The organism is Tessaracoccus oleiagri (assembly GCF_900103275.1).
GTDB classification, from domain to species: Bacteria; Actinomycetota; Actinomycetes; order Propionibacteriales; family Propionibacteriaceae; genus Arachnia; species Arachnia oleiagri.
Genome location: NZ_FNGP01000002.1, coordinates 229,386 through 244,634 on the forward strand (window position 1 = coordinate 229,386; position 15,249 = coordinate 244,634).

Below are 15,249 nucleotides of genomic sequence, written 5' to 3' on the forward strand. Positions count from 1 at the left end.
CAAGCCTAGCCATACAATGGCCGCATGGTTGCTCGACTGACACATGGTTCCCCCGCGCCGGACTTCACGCTTCCCGACCAGGAGGGCCGTGAGGTCTCCCTCAGCGACTTCAAGGACCAGGCCGTCATCCTCTACTTCTACCCCGCCGCGATGACGCCGGGCTGCACCACCCAGGCCGTCGACTTCTCGGCCGCGCTCAAGGAGATCAGCGACGCCGGCTACCAGGTGCTCGGCTGCTCCCCCGACCCCGTCGACAAGCTCGCGAAGTTCACGGAGAAGTCCGACCTGGGCATCACCCTCCTCTCCGACCCTAACCGCGAGGTGCTGGACAAGTACGCGGCCTTCGGCACCAAGAAGCTCTACGGCAAGGAGATCGAGGGCGTGATCCGGTCCACCTTCGTGATCGACATGGACTCCGAGGGCAAGGGCACCGTCCGCGAGGCCCAGTACAACGTGCGGGCGACGGGGCACGTCGCCAAGCTGCGCCGGGACCTGGGGATCTGACCAGTTACCGCACCATCGACGCGGCCCCCGGCGAGGGGGTCGACGTCGAGCTGGAGATCAAACGTTCCCGGTTCCTGACCAGGCTGCGCCGCGTCGACGACGAAGCCGCGGCCCGCGCGGTGATCGACGAGCGGCGCACGACCCACTACGCCGCCACCCACAACTGCACGGCGTTCATCCTCGGCCCCGACGGCCGCACCGCGCGCAGCTCCGACGACGGGGAACCGGCCGGCACCGCGGGGATCCCGATGCTCGGCGCGCTCCAGCACAACGGGCTGACCGACGTCGTCGCCGTCGTCACCCGGTACTTCGGTGGCATCAAGCTGGGCGGCGGCGGGCTCGTCCGGGCGTACTCCGACGCGGTCGCGCAGGCCGTCGAGGCGGCCGGGATCCGCGAGGTGCGACTGTGCCGGCTGCTGCGCGTCGACGTCGGCTACGACGAGGCGGGCTCGATCGAGAACCAGCTCCGCACGCTGGCGCTCCCGTCGGGCCGGTCGCTGGAGGTCGTCGACGTCGAGTGGACCGACCGTGCGCACATCGTCGTCGCCGTCGACGAGGACGCGCGGCACGAGTTCGACGAGGCCCTCCAGACGCTCTCCGGCGGCTCGCTCGTCGCGGCTCCCGTGGGCGAACGGTGGGTGGGCTGATGGCGACGCAACCCCTGGCGCCCACCTCCGCGATCATCCTCGGCGGCGGCCGCTCGTCGCGCATGGGCACCGACAAGCTGGGTCTGCACCTCGGGGGCCGCAGCCTGCTCCAGCGCGCGTGTGACGCGGTGGCTCCGCACGTGACGCGCATCGTCGTCGCCGGCCCCGAACGTGCCGACGTGGCCGGGCCCACCGTCGAGTTCGTGGTCGAGGACCCGCCGTTCGGCGGACCCGTCGCGGGCATCGTCGCGGCCTTGGGCTCGGTGCCCGGGGAGGGCCGCTGCTTCCTCCTCGCGGGCGACCTGGCCGCCCCCGACGAGGTGGTCGCCACCCTCCTCGCCCACGCTACGGAGTTGGATGCTAGCGACGCCGTCGTGCTCGAGGACGCCGACGGGTGGCCCCAGTTCCTCGCCGGCCTGTACCGCACCGAGTCACTCCGACGGGCCGCCTCCAAGCTGGAGTCCGTGCGGGACGCGTCGGTCCGCCGCCTGTTGGGAGCACTGGACCCGGTGCGCGTGCCCGCACCCGCGCGGACCCTCGCCGACATCGACACCCCGGAGGACGCCGAGCGCCGCGGCGCGACCCGGCCCGGAGCCTCCGGCAAGCACGAATGCGGGCCCCAATAAGTCCCCGTTCTCCTGAATCGACCCCCACCTGCGTGTGATAGTGGGGCATGACCACTGACGTTCCGCGCCTCGATGGACCCGCCGCAGACGCACTGCTCAAAGTTGGCCGATTCTTCACCAAATGGGAACAGACCGACGACGGCCGTGCCCAGTTCCGCGAGGGGGGCCGCGCCGGCGACTTCTTCTACCGCGACCGCTGGAGCCACGACAAAGTGGTCCGGTCCACGCACGGCGTGAACTGCACCGGCTCCTGCTCGTGGAAGGTGTACGTCAAGGACGGCATCATCACGTGGGAGGCGCAGCAGACCGACTACCCGTCCACGGGGCCTGACCGCCCGGAGTACGAGCCCCGCGGCTGCCCCCGCGGCGCGGCCTTCTCCTGGTACACCTACTCCCCCACCCGGGTGCGCTACCCCTACGCCCGCGGCGTACTGCTCGAGCTCTACCGGGAGGCGAAGCACCGGCTGGGCGACCCCGTCGAGGCGTTCCGCGAGATTTCCACCGACCCCGTGAAGCGCCGCAAGTACCAGCAGGCCCGCGGGAAGGGCGGCCTGGTCAGGATCACCTGGGACGAGGCGCTGGAGATCGCCGCGGCCAGCTACGTCAACACGATCAAGCACTACGGCCCGGACCGCTGCGTGTCCTTCTCGCCGATCCCCGCCATGTCGATGGTCTCGCACGCCATCGGCACCCGGTTCAACCACCTCATCGGCGGCGCGATGACCAGCTTCTACGACTGGTACGCGGACCTGCCCGTCGCGAGCCCACAGGTCTTCGGCGACCAGACCGACGTGCCGGAGTCCGGCGACTGGTGGGACGCCACCTACCTCATGATGTGGGGCTCCAACGTCCCGGTCACGCGCACGCCCGACGCGCACTGGATGGCGGAGGTCCGCTACCGGGGCACCAAGGTGGTCACGGTCAGCCCTGACTACGCCGACAACGTGAAGTTCGCCGACGACTGGATCCCGGCGCAGGCCGGCACCGACGCGGCGCTCGCGATGGCGATGGGGCACGTCATCCTCAAGGAGAACTTCGTCGACCGGCAGTCCGAGTACTTCACGGACTACACCAAGCAGTTCACCGACTTCGGCATGCTCATCACGCTCGAGGAGCACCCGGACGGCCACGGGCTGGTGCCGGGCAAGTTCCTCACGGCGGCGGACCTCGACGCGCACCGCGACACCAGCGACGCCGCGTTCAAGACCGTGATGTGGGACCGCGCCACCGGCGCGCCGGCCATCCCCAACGGCTCGATGGGACACCGCTACAACGAGGCCGACCAGGGCATGTGGAACCTGGACCTCGGAGACATCGACCCCGCGCTCACCCTCCTCGGCGAGGCGGGCGCGGAGGGCGTCGAGGTGAACCTCCCCTGCTTCGAGGACCCCCGCGGCGAGGGCTCCATCATCAAGCGGGGCCTGCCCGCCCGCCGGGTGGAGGGCAGGCTCGTCACCACGGTCTTCGACCTGATGCTCGCCCAGTACGGGGTCGGGCGCGAGGGCCTCCCCGGGGTCTGGGCGGCCGGCTACGACGACCCGACCGTCCCCTACACCCCCGCCTGGCAGGAGGAGATCACCTCGGTCCCGGCCGAGGCGGTGACGAGGCTGGCGAGGGAGTTCGCGCAGAACTCGGAGGAGTCGAAGGGCCGCACGATGATCATCATCGGCGCAGGCATCTGCCACTGGTTCCACGCCGACGCCACCTACCGCGCCATCATCGCCCTGCTCATGATGACCGGCTGCATCGGCCGCAACGGCGGCGGCTGGGCCCACTACGTCGGCCAGGAGAAGTGCCGCCCCATGACCGGCTGGTTCAACATGGCCAACGCGATGGACTGGCAGCGACCGCCGCGCACCATGATCGGCACCGCCTACTGGTACATGCACACCGACCAGTGGCGCACCGACGGGTTCTCGGCCGACCGCATCAAGTCGCCGCTGTCGCAGGGCCGCCTCGACGGCATGCACACGGCCGACACCGTCGCCCTGTCGCACCGGCTCGGCTGGATGCCGTTCTACCCGCAGTTCGACGTCAACCCGCTGGACCTGGCCGACGAGGCCGCCGCCGCCGTCGAGCGGGGCGAGTTCGAGACGCCGCAGGCCTACGTCGCCGCCCGCCTGAAGTCGGGCGACCTCAAGTCGGCGGTGGAGGACATCGACGCGCCCGAGAACTGGCCGCGCACGATGATCCTGTGGCGCTCGAACCTGTTCGGCTCGTCGGCGAAGGGCGCGGAGTACTTCTCGAAGCACCTCCTCGGAACGCACAACAACGTGATGGAGAACCAGCACGGGGCCGACGCCCGGCCCAAGGTGGTGAAGTGGCACGACGAGGCGCCCGAGGGCAAGCTCGACCTGCTGATCACCGCCGACTTCCGCATGACGAGCTCCACCCTGTTGAGCGACCTCGTGCTGCCGGCGGCCACCTGGTACGAGAAGCACGACCTCAGCTCCACGGACATGCATCCGTACGTGCACGCGTTCACGCCGGCGATCGACCCGCCCTGGGAGACGAAGTCGGACTTCGACCTGTTCGCCGACCTCGCGACCCGGATCTCCCAGTTCGCCCGCAAGCACCTCGGCGTGCGGAAGGACCTCGTCGCCGTGGCGCTCCAGCACGACACCCCGGGGCAGATCGCCCAGCCGGGCGGGCACGTCCCCGACTGGCGCGGCACCGACGTCGACGCCGTCCCCGGCCGCAACCTGCCGGTGCTGGCCGTCGTGGAGCGCGACTACACGGCGATCGCGGACAAGCTGCTCACCGTCGGGCCGCTGGCGGAGAAGCTGGGCTTCACCGTGAAGAACATCACCTACGACGTGAGCCACCAGGTGGAGCGGCTCGGCCGACTGCACGGCGTCTACCCGTCGGGCCCCGCCGAGGGGCGCCCCGCCATCAACACCGACCAGCGGCTGGCCGAGGCGATCCTGACGTTCTCCGGCACCACCAACGGCGAGCTCGCGACGCAGGGCTTCCACACCCTGGAGAGGAAGACGGGCCGCAAGCTCGCCGACCTCTCGGCGGGCTCGGAGGAGAAACTGATCTCGTTCGTGCAGACGCAGCAGTCCCCGCAACCGGTGATCACGTCGCCCGAGTGGTCCGGGTCCGAGACCGGCGGCCGCCGGTACGCGGCCTTCACCATCAACACGGAGCGACTGAAGCCCTGGCACACGTTGAGCGGCCGGATGCACTTCTTCCTCGACCACGACTGGATGACCGACGCCGGCGAGAACCTGCCGACGTACCGGCCGCCGCTCGACATGACCAGGGCCTACGGCGAGCCGGAGCTGGGGCCGAACGGCGAGAAGGCGATCACGGTGCGTTACCTCACGGTGCACAACAAGTGGTCCATCCACTCCGAGTACCAGGACAACCTGTTCATGCTCTCGCTCGGCCGCGGCGGCCCGCAGGCCTGGCTCAGCGTCGCCGACGCCCGCTCGATCGGGGTCTCCGACAACGACTGGGTGGAGCTCACCAGCGCCAACGGGGTGTTCGTGGCGAGGGCCGTGGTCACGTCGAAGCTGCCGGACGGCATCTGCTACGTCCAGCACGCCCAGGAGCGCACCATCGACGTCCCGAAGTCCGAGGCGACGGGCCGACGAGGCGGCATCCACAACTCCGTCACCCGCATCCTGCTCAAACCGACCCACCTGATCGGCGGCTACGCCCACCAGGCCTACGCATTCAACTACCTCGGCCCCACCGGAGTGCAGCGGGACATCGTCTCGACCGTGCGGCGCCGTTCCCAGGAGGTGCAGTACTGATGGCTCCCCAGCGACGACGGGTCATGGCCCAGGTGGCGATGGTCATGAACCTCGACAAGTGCATCGGCTGCCACACGTGCTCGGTGACCTGCAAGCAGGCGTGGACGAACCGCTCCGGCCTCGAGTACGTGTGGTTCAACAACGTGGAGACCCGCCCCGGCCAGGGCTACCCGCGCACCTACGAGGACCAGGAGAAGTGGCAGGGCGGCTGGGTCCGCACCCGCTCCGGGCGGCTCCAGCTGCGCAGCGGCGGCCGGTTCAAGAAGCTGCTGAGCATCTTCGCCTCGCCCGTGCAGCCGGAGATGCACGACTACTACGAGCCCTGGACCTACGACTACGAGAACCTGTTCCAGTCGCCGCTGAGCGACGACTTCCCCGTCGCCCGGCCGAAGTCGCTGGTGACGGGCGACGACATGGCGATCACCGCGTCGGCCAACTGGGACGACTCCCTCGGCGGCAGCGAGGCCTCCGAGGCCGCGGACCCGATCCTCGTGAAGCTTCGCGAGGAGGCGAACCTCCACATCAAGACGGAGTACGAGAAGACGTTCATGTTCTTCGTGCCCCGCATCTGCGAGCACTGCCTCAACCCCTCGTGCATGGCCTCCTGCCCGTCGGGCGCGATCTACAAGCGCGAGGAGGACGGCATCGTCCTCGTCGACCAGGACCGCTGCCGTGGCTGGCGGCAGTGCATCACCGGCTGCCCGTACAAGAAGATCTATTTCAACCACCGCACCGGCAAGGCCGAGAAGTGCCACTTCTGCTACCCCCGCCTCGAGGTCGGGCTGCCGACCGTGTGCTCCGAGACCTGCGTGGGCCGGCTGCGCTACATCGGGTTGATCCTCTACGACCCCGACGCCGTCACCGCCGCCGCACTGGCCGACGACAAGGACCTCTACCAGGCCCAGCTCGACGTCATGCTCGACCCTCGCGACCCGCAGGTGATCGCCGACGCCAAGGCCAGCGGCATCCAGCCCGACTGGCTCGAGGCCGCGCAGCGCTCGCCGGTGTACGCGCTCATCAAGCACTTCAAGGTGGCGCTGCCGCTGCACCCGGAGTACCGCACGATGCCGATGGTCTGGTACGTGCCGCCGCTCTCGCCCGTCGTGGACCTGCTGAAGGACCAGGGCCACGACTCCGAGGCCGGCGGCAACCTGTTCGGCGCCATCGACGCGCTGCGCATCCCGCTCGAGTACCTGGCGGAGCTGTTCACCGCCGGCGACGTGGAGATGGTCCGCCTCGTCCTCCAGAAGCTCGCCGCCATGCGCTCCTACATGCGCGACGTGACGCTGGGCAGGCCGCGCCAGCCGGAGCTGGCGGCCGCCGTCGGGATGGAGGAACGGGCGCTCGAGCAGATGTACCGCCTGCTCGCCATCGCGAAGTACGACGAGCGCTACGTCATCCCCAAGGCGCACCGGGAGGACGCCCACAACCTCGAGGAGATGGGTTGCTCCATCGACGTCGAGGGCGAGCCCGGCTTCGCCAACGACGACGTCTTCGGTTCCTCCTCCGGCCGGCCCGTGCCGGTCGCGATCGAGTCCTTCGCCGAAGCCAAGGCCCGCCAGCGCGATCCGGGGTGGCAGTGATGGACGCGGCCGTCGTGTTCCAGGCCGCCGGAATGCTGCTGGGCTACCCCGACGAGGCGCTGCTGGACCGCCTCGACCTGATCGAGGCCGCGGTGGCCACCACCGGGGCCGCGAACCACTTCGCGCCGACCATCGCGCACCTGCGATCCATGCCCCTGATGGAGCTGCAGGCCTGGCACGTCGCCGAGTTCGACCTGTCGCGCAGGCACGCGCTGCACCTCACCTACTGGACCAACGGCGACACCCGCCAGCGGGGCGAGGCACTGGCCGCCATCAAGCAGGTCTACCGGGACTCCGGCCTGGTGGTGGACCTGCAGGGCGAGCTGCCCGACTACCTGCCGATGGTGCTGGAGTTCGCCGCCACCGGAGACGCCGAGCTGGGGCGCGCGCTGCTCAACCGGTTCCGGGCCTCGCTGGAACTGCTGCGGATGGGCCTCGAGCGGGACGGCCTGCCGCAGGCGGGGCTGCTCGCCGCCGTGTGCGGCGAGCTGGGCGGCGCCTCGCCCACCACCCTCGAGGACGTCAAGCGGCTCCAGGCCGGGCCGCCCACCGAGACCGTGGGCATCGGCTCCACGCTGCTGCCCTACCCCACCGTGAGGAGCTGACATGGACGTCATCGCATGGGGACTCATCCCCTACCTCGTCTTCATCGTCTTCGTCGGCGGCATGATCTGGCGATACCGCTTCGACCAGTTCGGCTGGACCTCCCGGTCGTCGCAGATGTACGAGTCGAAGATGCTGAAGATCGGCTCGCCGTTGTTCCACTACGCGATCCTCGCGGTGTTCTTCGGCCACGTCGTGGGGCTCATGATCCCGAAGCTGTGGACCGACGCGGTCGGCATCTCGCAGCACAACTACCACCTGGGTGCGCTGTGGGTGGGCGGCATCGCAGGGGTCGCGCTGCTCGTCGGGCTGGCCATCCTCATCTACCGCCGACGGTCGAACAAGGCCGTCTTCCGTGCCACCACCTGGAACGACAAGATCATGTTCCTGGTGCTGGGCTTCGTCATCGTGGTCGGCCTGCTCGCGACCTTCACCGGCGACACGACGCCCACCGGCGAGGAGCACAACTACCGCGAGACGGTGTCGATCTGGTTCCGTTCGCTGTTCCTCTTCCAACCCGACGTCGAGGCGATGGCCGCGTCCACATGGCAGTTCAAGCTGCACGTCCTGGCGGGCATGCTGATGATCGTCATGGTGCCGTTCACCCGGCTGATCCACGCGTTCACGGTGCCGCTGCACTTCCTGTTCCGCCCGTACATCGTCTACCGCTCCCGCGGCGGCCGGCGAGGGCAGTCGCGCACGACGAAGGGCCGCGGCTGGGAGCCGGTGCGGACCGCGTCGGAGATCTCCACCAAGCCCCCGAAGTCCGCGCGCTGAGAGACGGAGACGCCGACATGACCAAGTTGGAGACGCAGGGCGACTGGCTGGTCTCGTGGGACCCCGAGGACCCGGCCAAGTGGGACAAGAAGCTCGCCTGGACGACCCTCTGGATCACGACGTTCAGCCTGACGATGTGCTTCGTGGCCTGGTTCCTGCCGAGCGCGATCATCCCCAAGCTGAAGGCGCTCGGCTACACGTTCACGCAGGCCCAGCTGTACTGGATGGCGGCCATGCCCGGCCTGTCGGCCGGCTTCATGCGCCTGTTCTGGATGATCCTCCCGCCGAAGATCGGCACCCGCAAGATGGTCACCCTGACCAGCCTGTTGCTGATCCTGCCGGTGCTCGGCTGGGGCTTCGAGGTGACCAACCCCGACGTGCCGTACTGGCGCCTGATGGGGCTCGCGTTCCTCTCCGGCATCGGCGGCGGCGCGTTCTCCGGCTTCATGCCGTCGACGTCGTACTTCTTCCCCAAGCGCATGTCCGGCACCGCGCTCGGCCTCCAGGCCGGCATCGGCAACTTCGGCGTCTCCCTCGTCCAGTTGGCCACCCCCTGGCTCATCACGTTCGGCATGTTCGGCTTCCTGGGCTCGCAGCAGATGGAGCTGGCGGGCGCCTCGTCGGTGACGGTCTGGTACCAGAACTCGGCGCTGGTCTACCTGCCGCTGATCATCGGCGTCGCCATCGCGGCGTACCTGTTCCTGCGGTCGGTGCCGGTCAAGGCGTCGATCCGGCAGCAGTTCGACATCTTCGGCAACCAGGACACCTGGTGGATGACGCTGCTCTACATCATGACCTTCGGCACCTTCTCGGGGCTCGCCGCGCAGTTAAACCTGCTGATGCTGAACCTCTACGGCGCGAACAACCCGGACATCGTCTCCGGCGCGGGCACGACCGCCCAGATCCTCGTCGACGGCTACACGCTGCCGGACCCGGCGATGTACGTCTTCCTCGGGCCGCTCGTGGGTGCCGCCGCCCGGGTGCTGTTCTCCCCGCTGACCGACCGGATGGGCGGCGCGATCTGGACGCTCATCTCGGGGATCGGGATCCTGGCGTCCATCCTCGTCACGATCCCGGCACTCACACCCGACACCTCCAGCGCGGAGTCGCTGCGGGGCGGCTTCACGCTGTTCCTCTGGGGCATGCTCGCAATCTTCCTGTTCTCCGGGATCGGCAACGCGTCGACGTTCAAGCAGATGCCGATGATCTTCGAGCGCAGGCAGGCCGGTGGCGTGATCGGCTGGACCGCAGCCATCGCGGCCTTCGGGCCGTTCCTGTTCGGCGTGGGGCTGACGATCATGAGCCCGACGCTGTTCTACATCATCGGCGCCGCGTGGGCCGTCATGTGCATCGCGATCACGTGGCTCCGCTACGCGCGCCCCGGCGCGCCGAAGCCGAGCTGACGTGGCAGGACGCGCGGCGGTCATCACCTGCTCCGACCTCGCCGCCGCCGACCCGAGGGAGGACCGTGGCGGCCCCGTACTGCGGGAGGCGTTGCGCGAGCTCGGCTTCGAGGTGCTCCCGGCCGTCATCGTGCCGCTCGAAGTCGACGCCATCCGGCGGGCGATCGCCGCGGCGCTGGCGGACGGCTGCCGGGTCATCGCCACCGCGGGCGGCACCAGCCTCGGGCCCCGGGACGTGACGGTCGACGCCACCAAGCCGTTCCTCGCCTACGAACTGCCCGGCGTGATGGACGAGGTCCGCCGACGTGGCGCGCCCGTCGAGCCGCGCTCGGTCCTGTCGCGCGGCCTCATCGGCGTCGTAGCTCCCGACGACGGGCCGCGCGCCCTGCTGGTGAACGCCCCGGGCTCGCGCGGCGGCGCCCGGGACACGATCGCGGTCGTGGGCCCGCTGCTCGCCTACATCATGGAGCAGTTCGACGAAGTGCCGCACCGCCTCGACTGAGCCGGCGCGGCCCCGTCGGGATCCCACGGCCGCTACCCCACCGGCCGGATGCGTGGGACGATGGGGACGCCATGTCGCTCTCCGAAGTCCTCGAACACACGCCCAACGAACCCGACGCCCTCTACGACGCCTTCGCCGCCTGGGTTGCCGGGGGCGGGTTCAGCCTCTACCCGCACCAGGACGAGGCGCTGCTGGCGATCCTCGCCGGCTCGAACGTCATCGTGACCACGCCCACCGGGTCCGGCAAGTCGATGATCGCGACGGCCGCGCACTTCGCCGCGCTGGCGGGCAGGGGCCGGACCTACTACACCGCCCCCATCAAGGCGCTGGTCAGTGAGAAGTTCTTCGCGCTGGTGGACGTCTTCGGGGCCGAGCTCGTCGGCATGGTCACCGGCGACGCGTCGGTGAACCCCGACGCCCCGATCATCGCCTGCACCGCCGAGATCCTGGCCAACATCGCGCTCCGCGAAGGGCGGAACGCGGACGTCGACCAGGTGGTGATGGACGAGTTCCACTTCATCTCCGACCCCGACCGCGGCTGGGCGTGGCAGGTGCCGCTCATCGAGCTGCCACAGGCGCAGTTCGTCATCATGTCCGCCACTCTCGGCGACACCACCCGCCTGCAGGAGACCCTCACGTCGACCACCGGGCGCGACGTCGTCGAGATCAGCGATGCGCAGCGTCCCGTCCCGCTCACCTACCGGTGGTCGCTCGACCCGATCCACGAGACCATCGCCACCCTCGTGGCCGACCAGCAGGCGCCCGTCTACGTCGTGCACTCGACGCAGGCGGCGGCGGTGGAGCAGGCGCAGTCGATGCTCAGCCTCGGCGCGGCGAAGCCCGGCAAGGCACGCGCGGAGGAGCTGAAGGAGGCGCTCGCCGGCTTCCGGTTCGCGAGCGGGTTCGGGTCGACGCTCAGCAAGCTGCTGCGCGCCGGGATCGCGGTCCACCACGCCGGCATGCTGCCGAAGTACCGGCGCCTCGTCGAGCAGCTCGCGCAGCGCGGCCTGCTGCAGATCATCTGCGGCACCGACACCCTCGGGGTGGGCATCAACGTCCCCATCCGCACCGTGCTGTTCGCGTCGCTGACGAAGTTCGACGGCCGGCGGATGCGGCAGCTGCGGTCGCGCGAGTTCCACCAGATCGCTGGCCGCGCCGGCCGCGCCGGGTTCGACACCATCGGTTACGTGGTCGCCCAAGCGCCCGAGCACGAGGTGGAGAACGCGAAGATCCTCGCCAAGCACGAGGGCAACGAGAAGAAGCTCAAGTCCGTCCGCCGGAAGAAGCCGCCCGAGGGGTTCATCAACTACACGGAGGCGACGTTCAACAAGCTCATCGAGTCGCAGCCCGAGGAACTGCACCCGCGCATGAAGGTGTCGCACTCGATGCTGCTCAACCTGCTCGAGCGTGACGGGGACGTCGCCGCCGCGATCGTGCGGCTCGTGGACTCGACCGTCGCCGACCGCAAGAGCCGCCGCGCGCTGCTGCGCCGCGCCGCCGCCCTCGGGCGCAGTCTGATCGCCGCCGAGATCATCACCCGCCTGCCGGAGCCGACGGCGTCGGGGCGCCGCTACCAGCTCGACGTCGACCTACAGCACGACTTCGCCCTCAACCAGCCCCTGTCCGCGTTCGCGTTGGCGGTGATGGAGACGATGGACGAGGACCAGCCCGACTACGCGCTTGACGTCGTCAGCGTCGTCGAGGCCACGCTCGAGAACCCGATGACGATCCTGCTGCAACAGCAGTTCCGGGCACGCGGGGAGCTCGTCGCCGAGCTCAAGGCCGACGGCGTCGAGTACGACGAGCGCGTCGCCATCCTCGACGAGGTCACCTGGCCCAAGCCGCTGGAGGAGAAGCTCCAGGCCGCGCACATCGAGTACGGCGCCAAGTACCCGTGGCTGCTGGAGACCCCCGTCAACCCGAAGTCGATCGTCCGCGACATGTACGTCTCCGCCATGACGTTCGCCGAGTACGTGGCGCACCTGAAGGTGCAGCGCTCTGAGGGGCTGCTCCTGCGCTACCTCACCGACGCCTATCGGGCGCTGCGGCAGACGGTGCCCGAGGGCTTCCGCAACGACGAGCTGGACGACATCATCGCCTGGCTCGGCGAGATGACGCGCCTCGTCGACTCCTCGCTGCTCGACGAGTGGGCGCAGCTCAGCGCGATGACGGGCCAGGAGGTGACCGTCGACGATGCGCCACCGCCCCCGTCGCGGCCGGTGACCGGCAACGAGCGGGCCTTCCGCGTCATGGTCCGCAATGCGTTGTGGCGGCGCGTGGAGCTGATGAGCCGCGACGACGTCGACGCGCTGGCCGCCCTCGACGGCGGCGGGCCGATGACCCGACCGGCGTGGGACGAGGCGCTCGGCGCCTACTGGGACGAGCACGACGACCTCTACGTCGACGGCGACGCCCGCGGGCCGAAGTTCTTCGACGTGGAGAAGCACGGCCGCACGTGGATGGTGCGGCAGGTCATAGACGACCCGGAGGGCAACCACGACTGGGCGCTGCACGCGCGCGTCGACCTGGACGCGTCCGACGAGGCCGGCGAACTCGTCCTGCAGACGCTGAGCTTCGCCCGGCACGACTGACCGAAGGAGCACGCGATGACGAAGGACGAGGTGCTGGCCCGGCTGGCCCAGCTGGAGGACCCGAGGATCCGGGCCGTGAACGAGCGCCACGGCGACGACCACGGGGTGAACCTCGGCCAGCTGAGGGCGCTCGCCAAGGAACTGGGGACCCAGCCGGAACTTGCGCGCGAGCTCTGGGCCGACGGGGACACCGCCGCCCGGCTCCTGGCGCTGCTCATCAGCCGCCCCAGCCACTACGGCAGCGAGGAGCTCGACCTGATGCTGCGCGACGCCCGCACCCCGAAAGTGCAGGACTGGCTCGTCAACTACATCGTCAAGAAGTCGAAGCACGCCGAGACCTTGCGCGTGGCCTGGTTCGACGACGCCGACCCGGCGGTGGCGAGCGCCGGCTGGGCACTCACCAGCGACCGCGTCGCGAAGAGGCCCGACGGGCTGGACCTGGCTGCGCTCCTGGACCTCATCGAGGCGCGCATGAAGGACGCACCCGACCGGCTCCAGTGGGAGATGAACACCTGTCTCGCCCAGATCGGCATCCACCACCCCGAGCACCGCGCCCGGGCCATCGCCATCGGCGAGCGCCTCGGGGTCCTGAAGGACTACCCCACTCCCCCGAACTGCACGTCGCCCTACGCGCCCATCTGGATCAACGAGATGGTCCGCCGCACGGCCCCCGCTGGTTGATTGAGCTCGCCGCGCGAAGCCGGCGATGGTCGAAATCAACGGTCCGCTCTGGGATGGTTTCGACCGCGCGGTGGACTTCGTCCGCCGCTGCTCAACCAACGGGGTTCGACGCGGCTGTTCAGCCAACCGACGCGCGGGCTACTTCGCGACCCCCGGGTGGGTCATGCTCAGCAGGTCGAGGGCCTTGTCCAACTCCTCCTCCGTGAGCTCGCCGCGCTCGACGTGGCCGAGCTGGATCGTCGCCTCCCGGACGGTGATGCCCTCCTTGACGGCGTGCTTGGCGATCTTGGCGGCCGCCTCGTAGCCGATGAGCCGGTTGAGCGGGGTGACGGTCGACGGCGACATGCCGGCCAGCATCGCGGCCCGCTCGACGTTGGCCTCCAGGCCCGCGATCGTGCGGTCGGCGAGGACCCGCGTCGCGTTGCTGAGCAGCCGGATGGATTCCAGCAGCGCGGTGCCCATGACGGGGATCTGCACGTTGAGCTCGAACGAGCCGGAGGCGCCCGCCCAAGCGATGGTCGCGTCGTTGCCGATCACGCGTGCGCACACCATGAGCACCGCCTCGGGGACGACCGGGTTGACCTTGCCCGGCATGATCGAGGAGCCCGGCTGGAGGTCGGGGATGCGCAACTCCGCGAGGCCGGTGTTCGGGCCGGAACCCATCCAGCGGATGTCGTTGTTGATCTTCGTGAGCGAGACGGCCAGCGTGCGCAGGGCCCCGGAGGCCTCGACGAGCCCGTCGCGGTTGGCCTGTGCCTCGAAGTGGTCGCGGGCCTCCTTGACCGGCAGCCCCGTCGACTCCGCCAGCTCGGCGATCACCTGCTGGGGGAAGCCGATCGGCGTGTTGATGCCCGTCCCGACGGCGGTGCCGCCGAGCGGGACCTCCGACACCCGCTGCAGCGCCGCGTCCACGCGCTCGATGCCGTAGCGGACCTGGGCCGCGTAGCCACCGAACTCCTGCCCCAACGTGACGGGCGTGGCGTCCATCAGGTGGGTGCGGCCCGACTTCACGTAGCCCTTGAACTCCTCCGCCTTGGCCTCCAGCGCCGTGGCGAGGTGGTCGAGCGCCGGCTTCAGGTCGTTGATGAGCGCGCCGGTCACGGCGACATGCACCGAGGTGGGGAACACGTCGTTGCTGGACTGCGACGCGTTGACGTGGTCGTTCGGGTGCACCTTGTCGCCGAGGTGCCTCGACGCCAGCGTGGCGAGCACCTCGTTCATGTTCATGTTCGACGACGTCCCCGACCCGGTCTGGTAGACGTCGACCGGGAATTGGTCGGCGTGGTCACCGCCGATCACCTCGTCGGCCGCGGCGACGATCGCGTCGGCCACCGCCCCGTCGAGGATGCCCAGCGACTTGTTGGCGATCGCGGCCGCTCGCTTCACCTGGGCCAGCGCGACGACCTGCGCTCGCTCCAGCCGGGTGCCCGAGATGGGGAAGTTCTCGACCGCCCGCTGCGTCTGCGCGGCGTACAGCGCGTCGACGGGGACCCGCACCTCCCCCATCGTGTCGTGCTCCACGCGGAAGTCCTGCTCGCTCACTGACGTCTCCTTCGATTCCAGATCCACTT

General features: G+C 69.6%; 12 protein-coding genes. 11 read left to right on the forward strand and 1 reads right to left on the reverse strand.

Annotated elements, in window-relative coordinates; all coding sequences use genetic code 11:
• Positions 1-24 precede the first annotated feature (24 nt).
• The 11 genes from bcp to BLR46_RS06110 all read left to right on the forward strand — a co-directional run bounded on the left by bcp (position 25) and on the right by BLR46_RS06110 (position 13,678).
• On the forward strand, positions 25-504 hold the full coding sequence (gene bcp, locus BLR46_RS06060; RefSeq protein ID WP_093249963.1) for a thioredoxin-dependent thiol peroxidase: 480 nt from the start codon (positions 25-27) through the stop codon (positions 502-504).
• A gap of 56 nt (positions 505-560) precedes the next feature.
• A complete protein-coding gene (locus BLR46_RS06065) occupies positions 561-1,151 on the forward strand; it encodes an IMPACT family protein (RefSeq protein ID WP_281230827.1) in 591 nt (196 codons plus the stop codon).
• Complete coding sequence (gene mobA, locus BLR46_RS06070) at positions 1,151-1,777, forward strand: molybdenum cofactor guanylyltransferase (RefSeq protein ID WP_093249968.1); 627 nt, start codon at positions 1,151-1,153, stop codon at positions 1,775-1,777. The genes BLR46_RS06065 and mobA overlap by 1 nt, the downstream gene beginning before the upstream one ends.
• Before the next feature lie 47 nt (positions 1,778-1,824).
• Positions 1,825-5,538, forward strand: a complete 3,714-nt coding sequence (locus tag BLR46_RS06075; RefSeq protein ID WP_093249970.1) for a nitrate reductase subunit alpha — start codon at positions 1,825-1,827, stop codon at positions 5,536-5,538.
• Positions 5,538-7,121, forward strand: a complete 1,584-nt coding sequence (gene narH / locus BLR46_RS06080) for a nitrate reductase subunit beta (RefSeq protein WP_245701547.1) — start codon at positions 5,538-5,540, stop codon at positions 7,119-7,121. Before BLR46_RS06075 ends, narH begins: the two co-directional genes overlap by 1 nt.
• Positions 7,121-7,726 carry a nitrate reductase molybdenum cofactor assembly chaperone gene (narJ, locus tag BLR46_RS06085; RefSeq protein WP_093249974.1) on the forward strand — a complete coding sequence of 202 codons (606 nt, stop codon included), beginning with the start codon at positions 7,121-7,123 and terminating at the stop codon, positions 7,724-7,726. The genes narH and narJ overlap by 1 nt, the downstream gene beginning before the upstream one ends.
• Before the next feature lies 1 nt (position 7,727).
• Positions 7,728-8,501 (forward strand): respiratory nitrate reductase subunit gamma, encoded by a 774-nt coding sequence (narI, locus tag BLR46_RS06090; RefSeq protein WP_093249976.1) that lies wholly within the window; start codon positions 7,728-7,730, stop codon positions 8,499-8,501.
• A 17-nt stretch (positions 8,502-8,518) separates the two neighbouring features.
• A complete protein-coding gene (locus BLR46_RS06095) occupies positions 8,519-9,904 on the forward strand; it encodes an MFS transporter (protein ID WP_093249978.1) in 1,386 nt (461 codons plus the stop codon).
• A 1-nt stretch (position 9,905) separates the two neighbouring features.
• Positions 9,906-10,406 (forward strand): MogA/MoaB family molybdenum cofactor biosynthesis protein, encoded by a 501-nt coding sequence (locus BLR46_RS06100; RefSeq protein ID WP_093249981.1) that lies wholly within the window; start codon positions 9,906-9,908, stop codon positions 10,404-10,406.
• Positions 10,407-10,477: 71 nt separating this feature from the next.
• Positions 10,478-12,997 (forward strand): DEAD/DEAH box helicase, encoded by a 2,520-nt coding sequence (locus BLR46_RS06105; RefSeq protein ID WP_093249984.1) that lies wholly within the window; start codon positions 10,478-10,480, stop codon positions 12,995-12,997.
• 15 nt (positions 12,998-13,012) lie between these two features.
• The gene (locus BLR46_RS06110; protein ID WP_093249986.1) at positions 13,013-13,678 is read left to right on the forward strand and encodes a DNA alkylation repair protein; all 666 of its coding nucleotides are present in this window, start codon (positions 13,013-13,015) and stop codon (positions 13,676-13,678) included.
• Between the two features lie 138 nt (positions 13,679-13,816).
• On the opposite strand, the gene BLR46_RS06115 is transcribed toward BLR46_RS06110, so the two are convergent.
• Entirely contained in the window at positions 13,817-15,220 is a 1,404-nt protein-coding gene (locus BLR46_RS06115; RefSeq protein WP_093249988.1) for a class II fumarate hydratase, read from the reverse strand.
• Between the last annotated feature and the right edge of the window lie 29 nt (positions 15,221-15,249).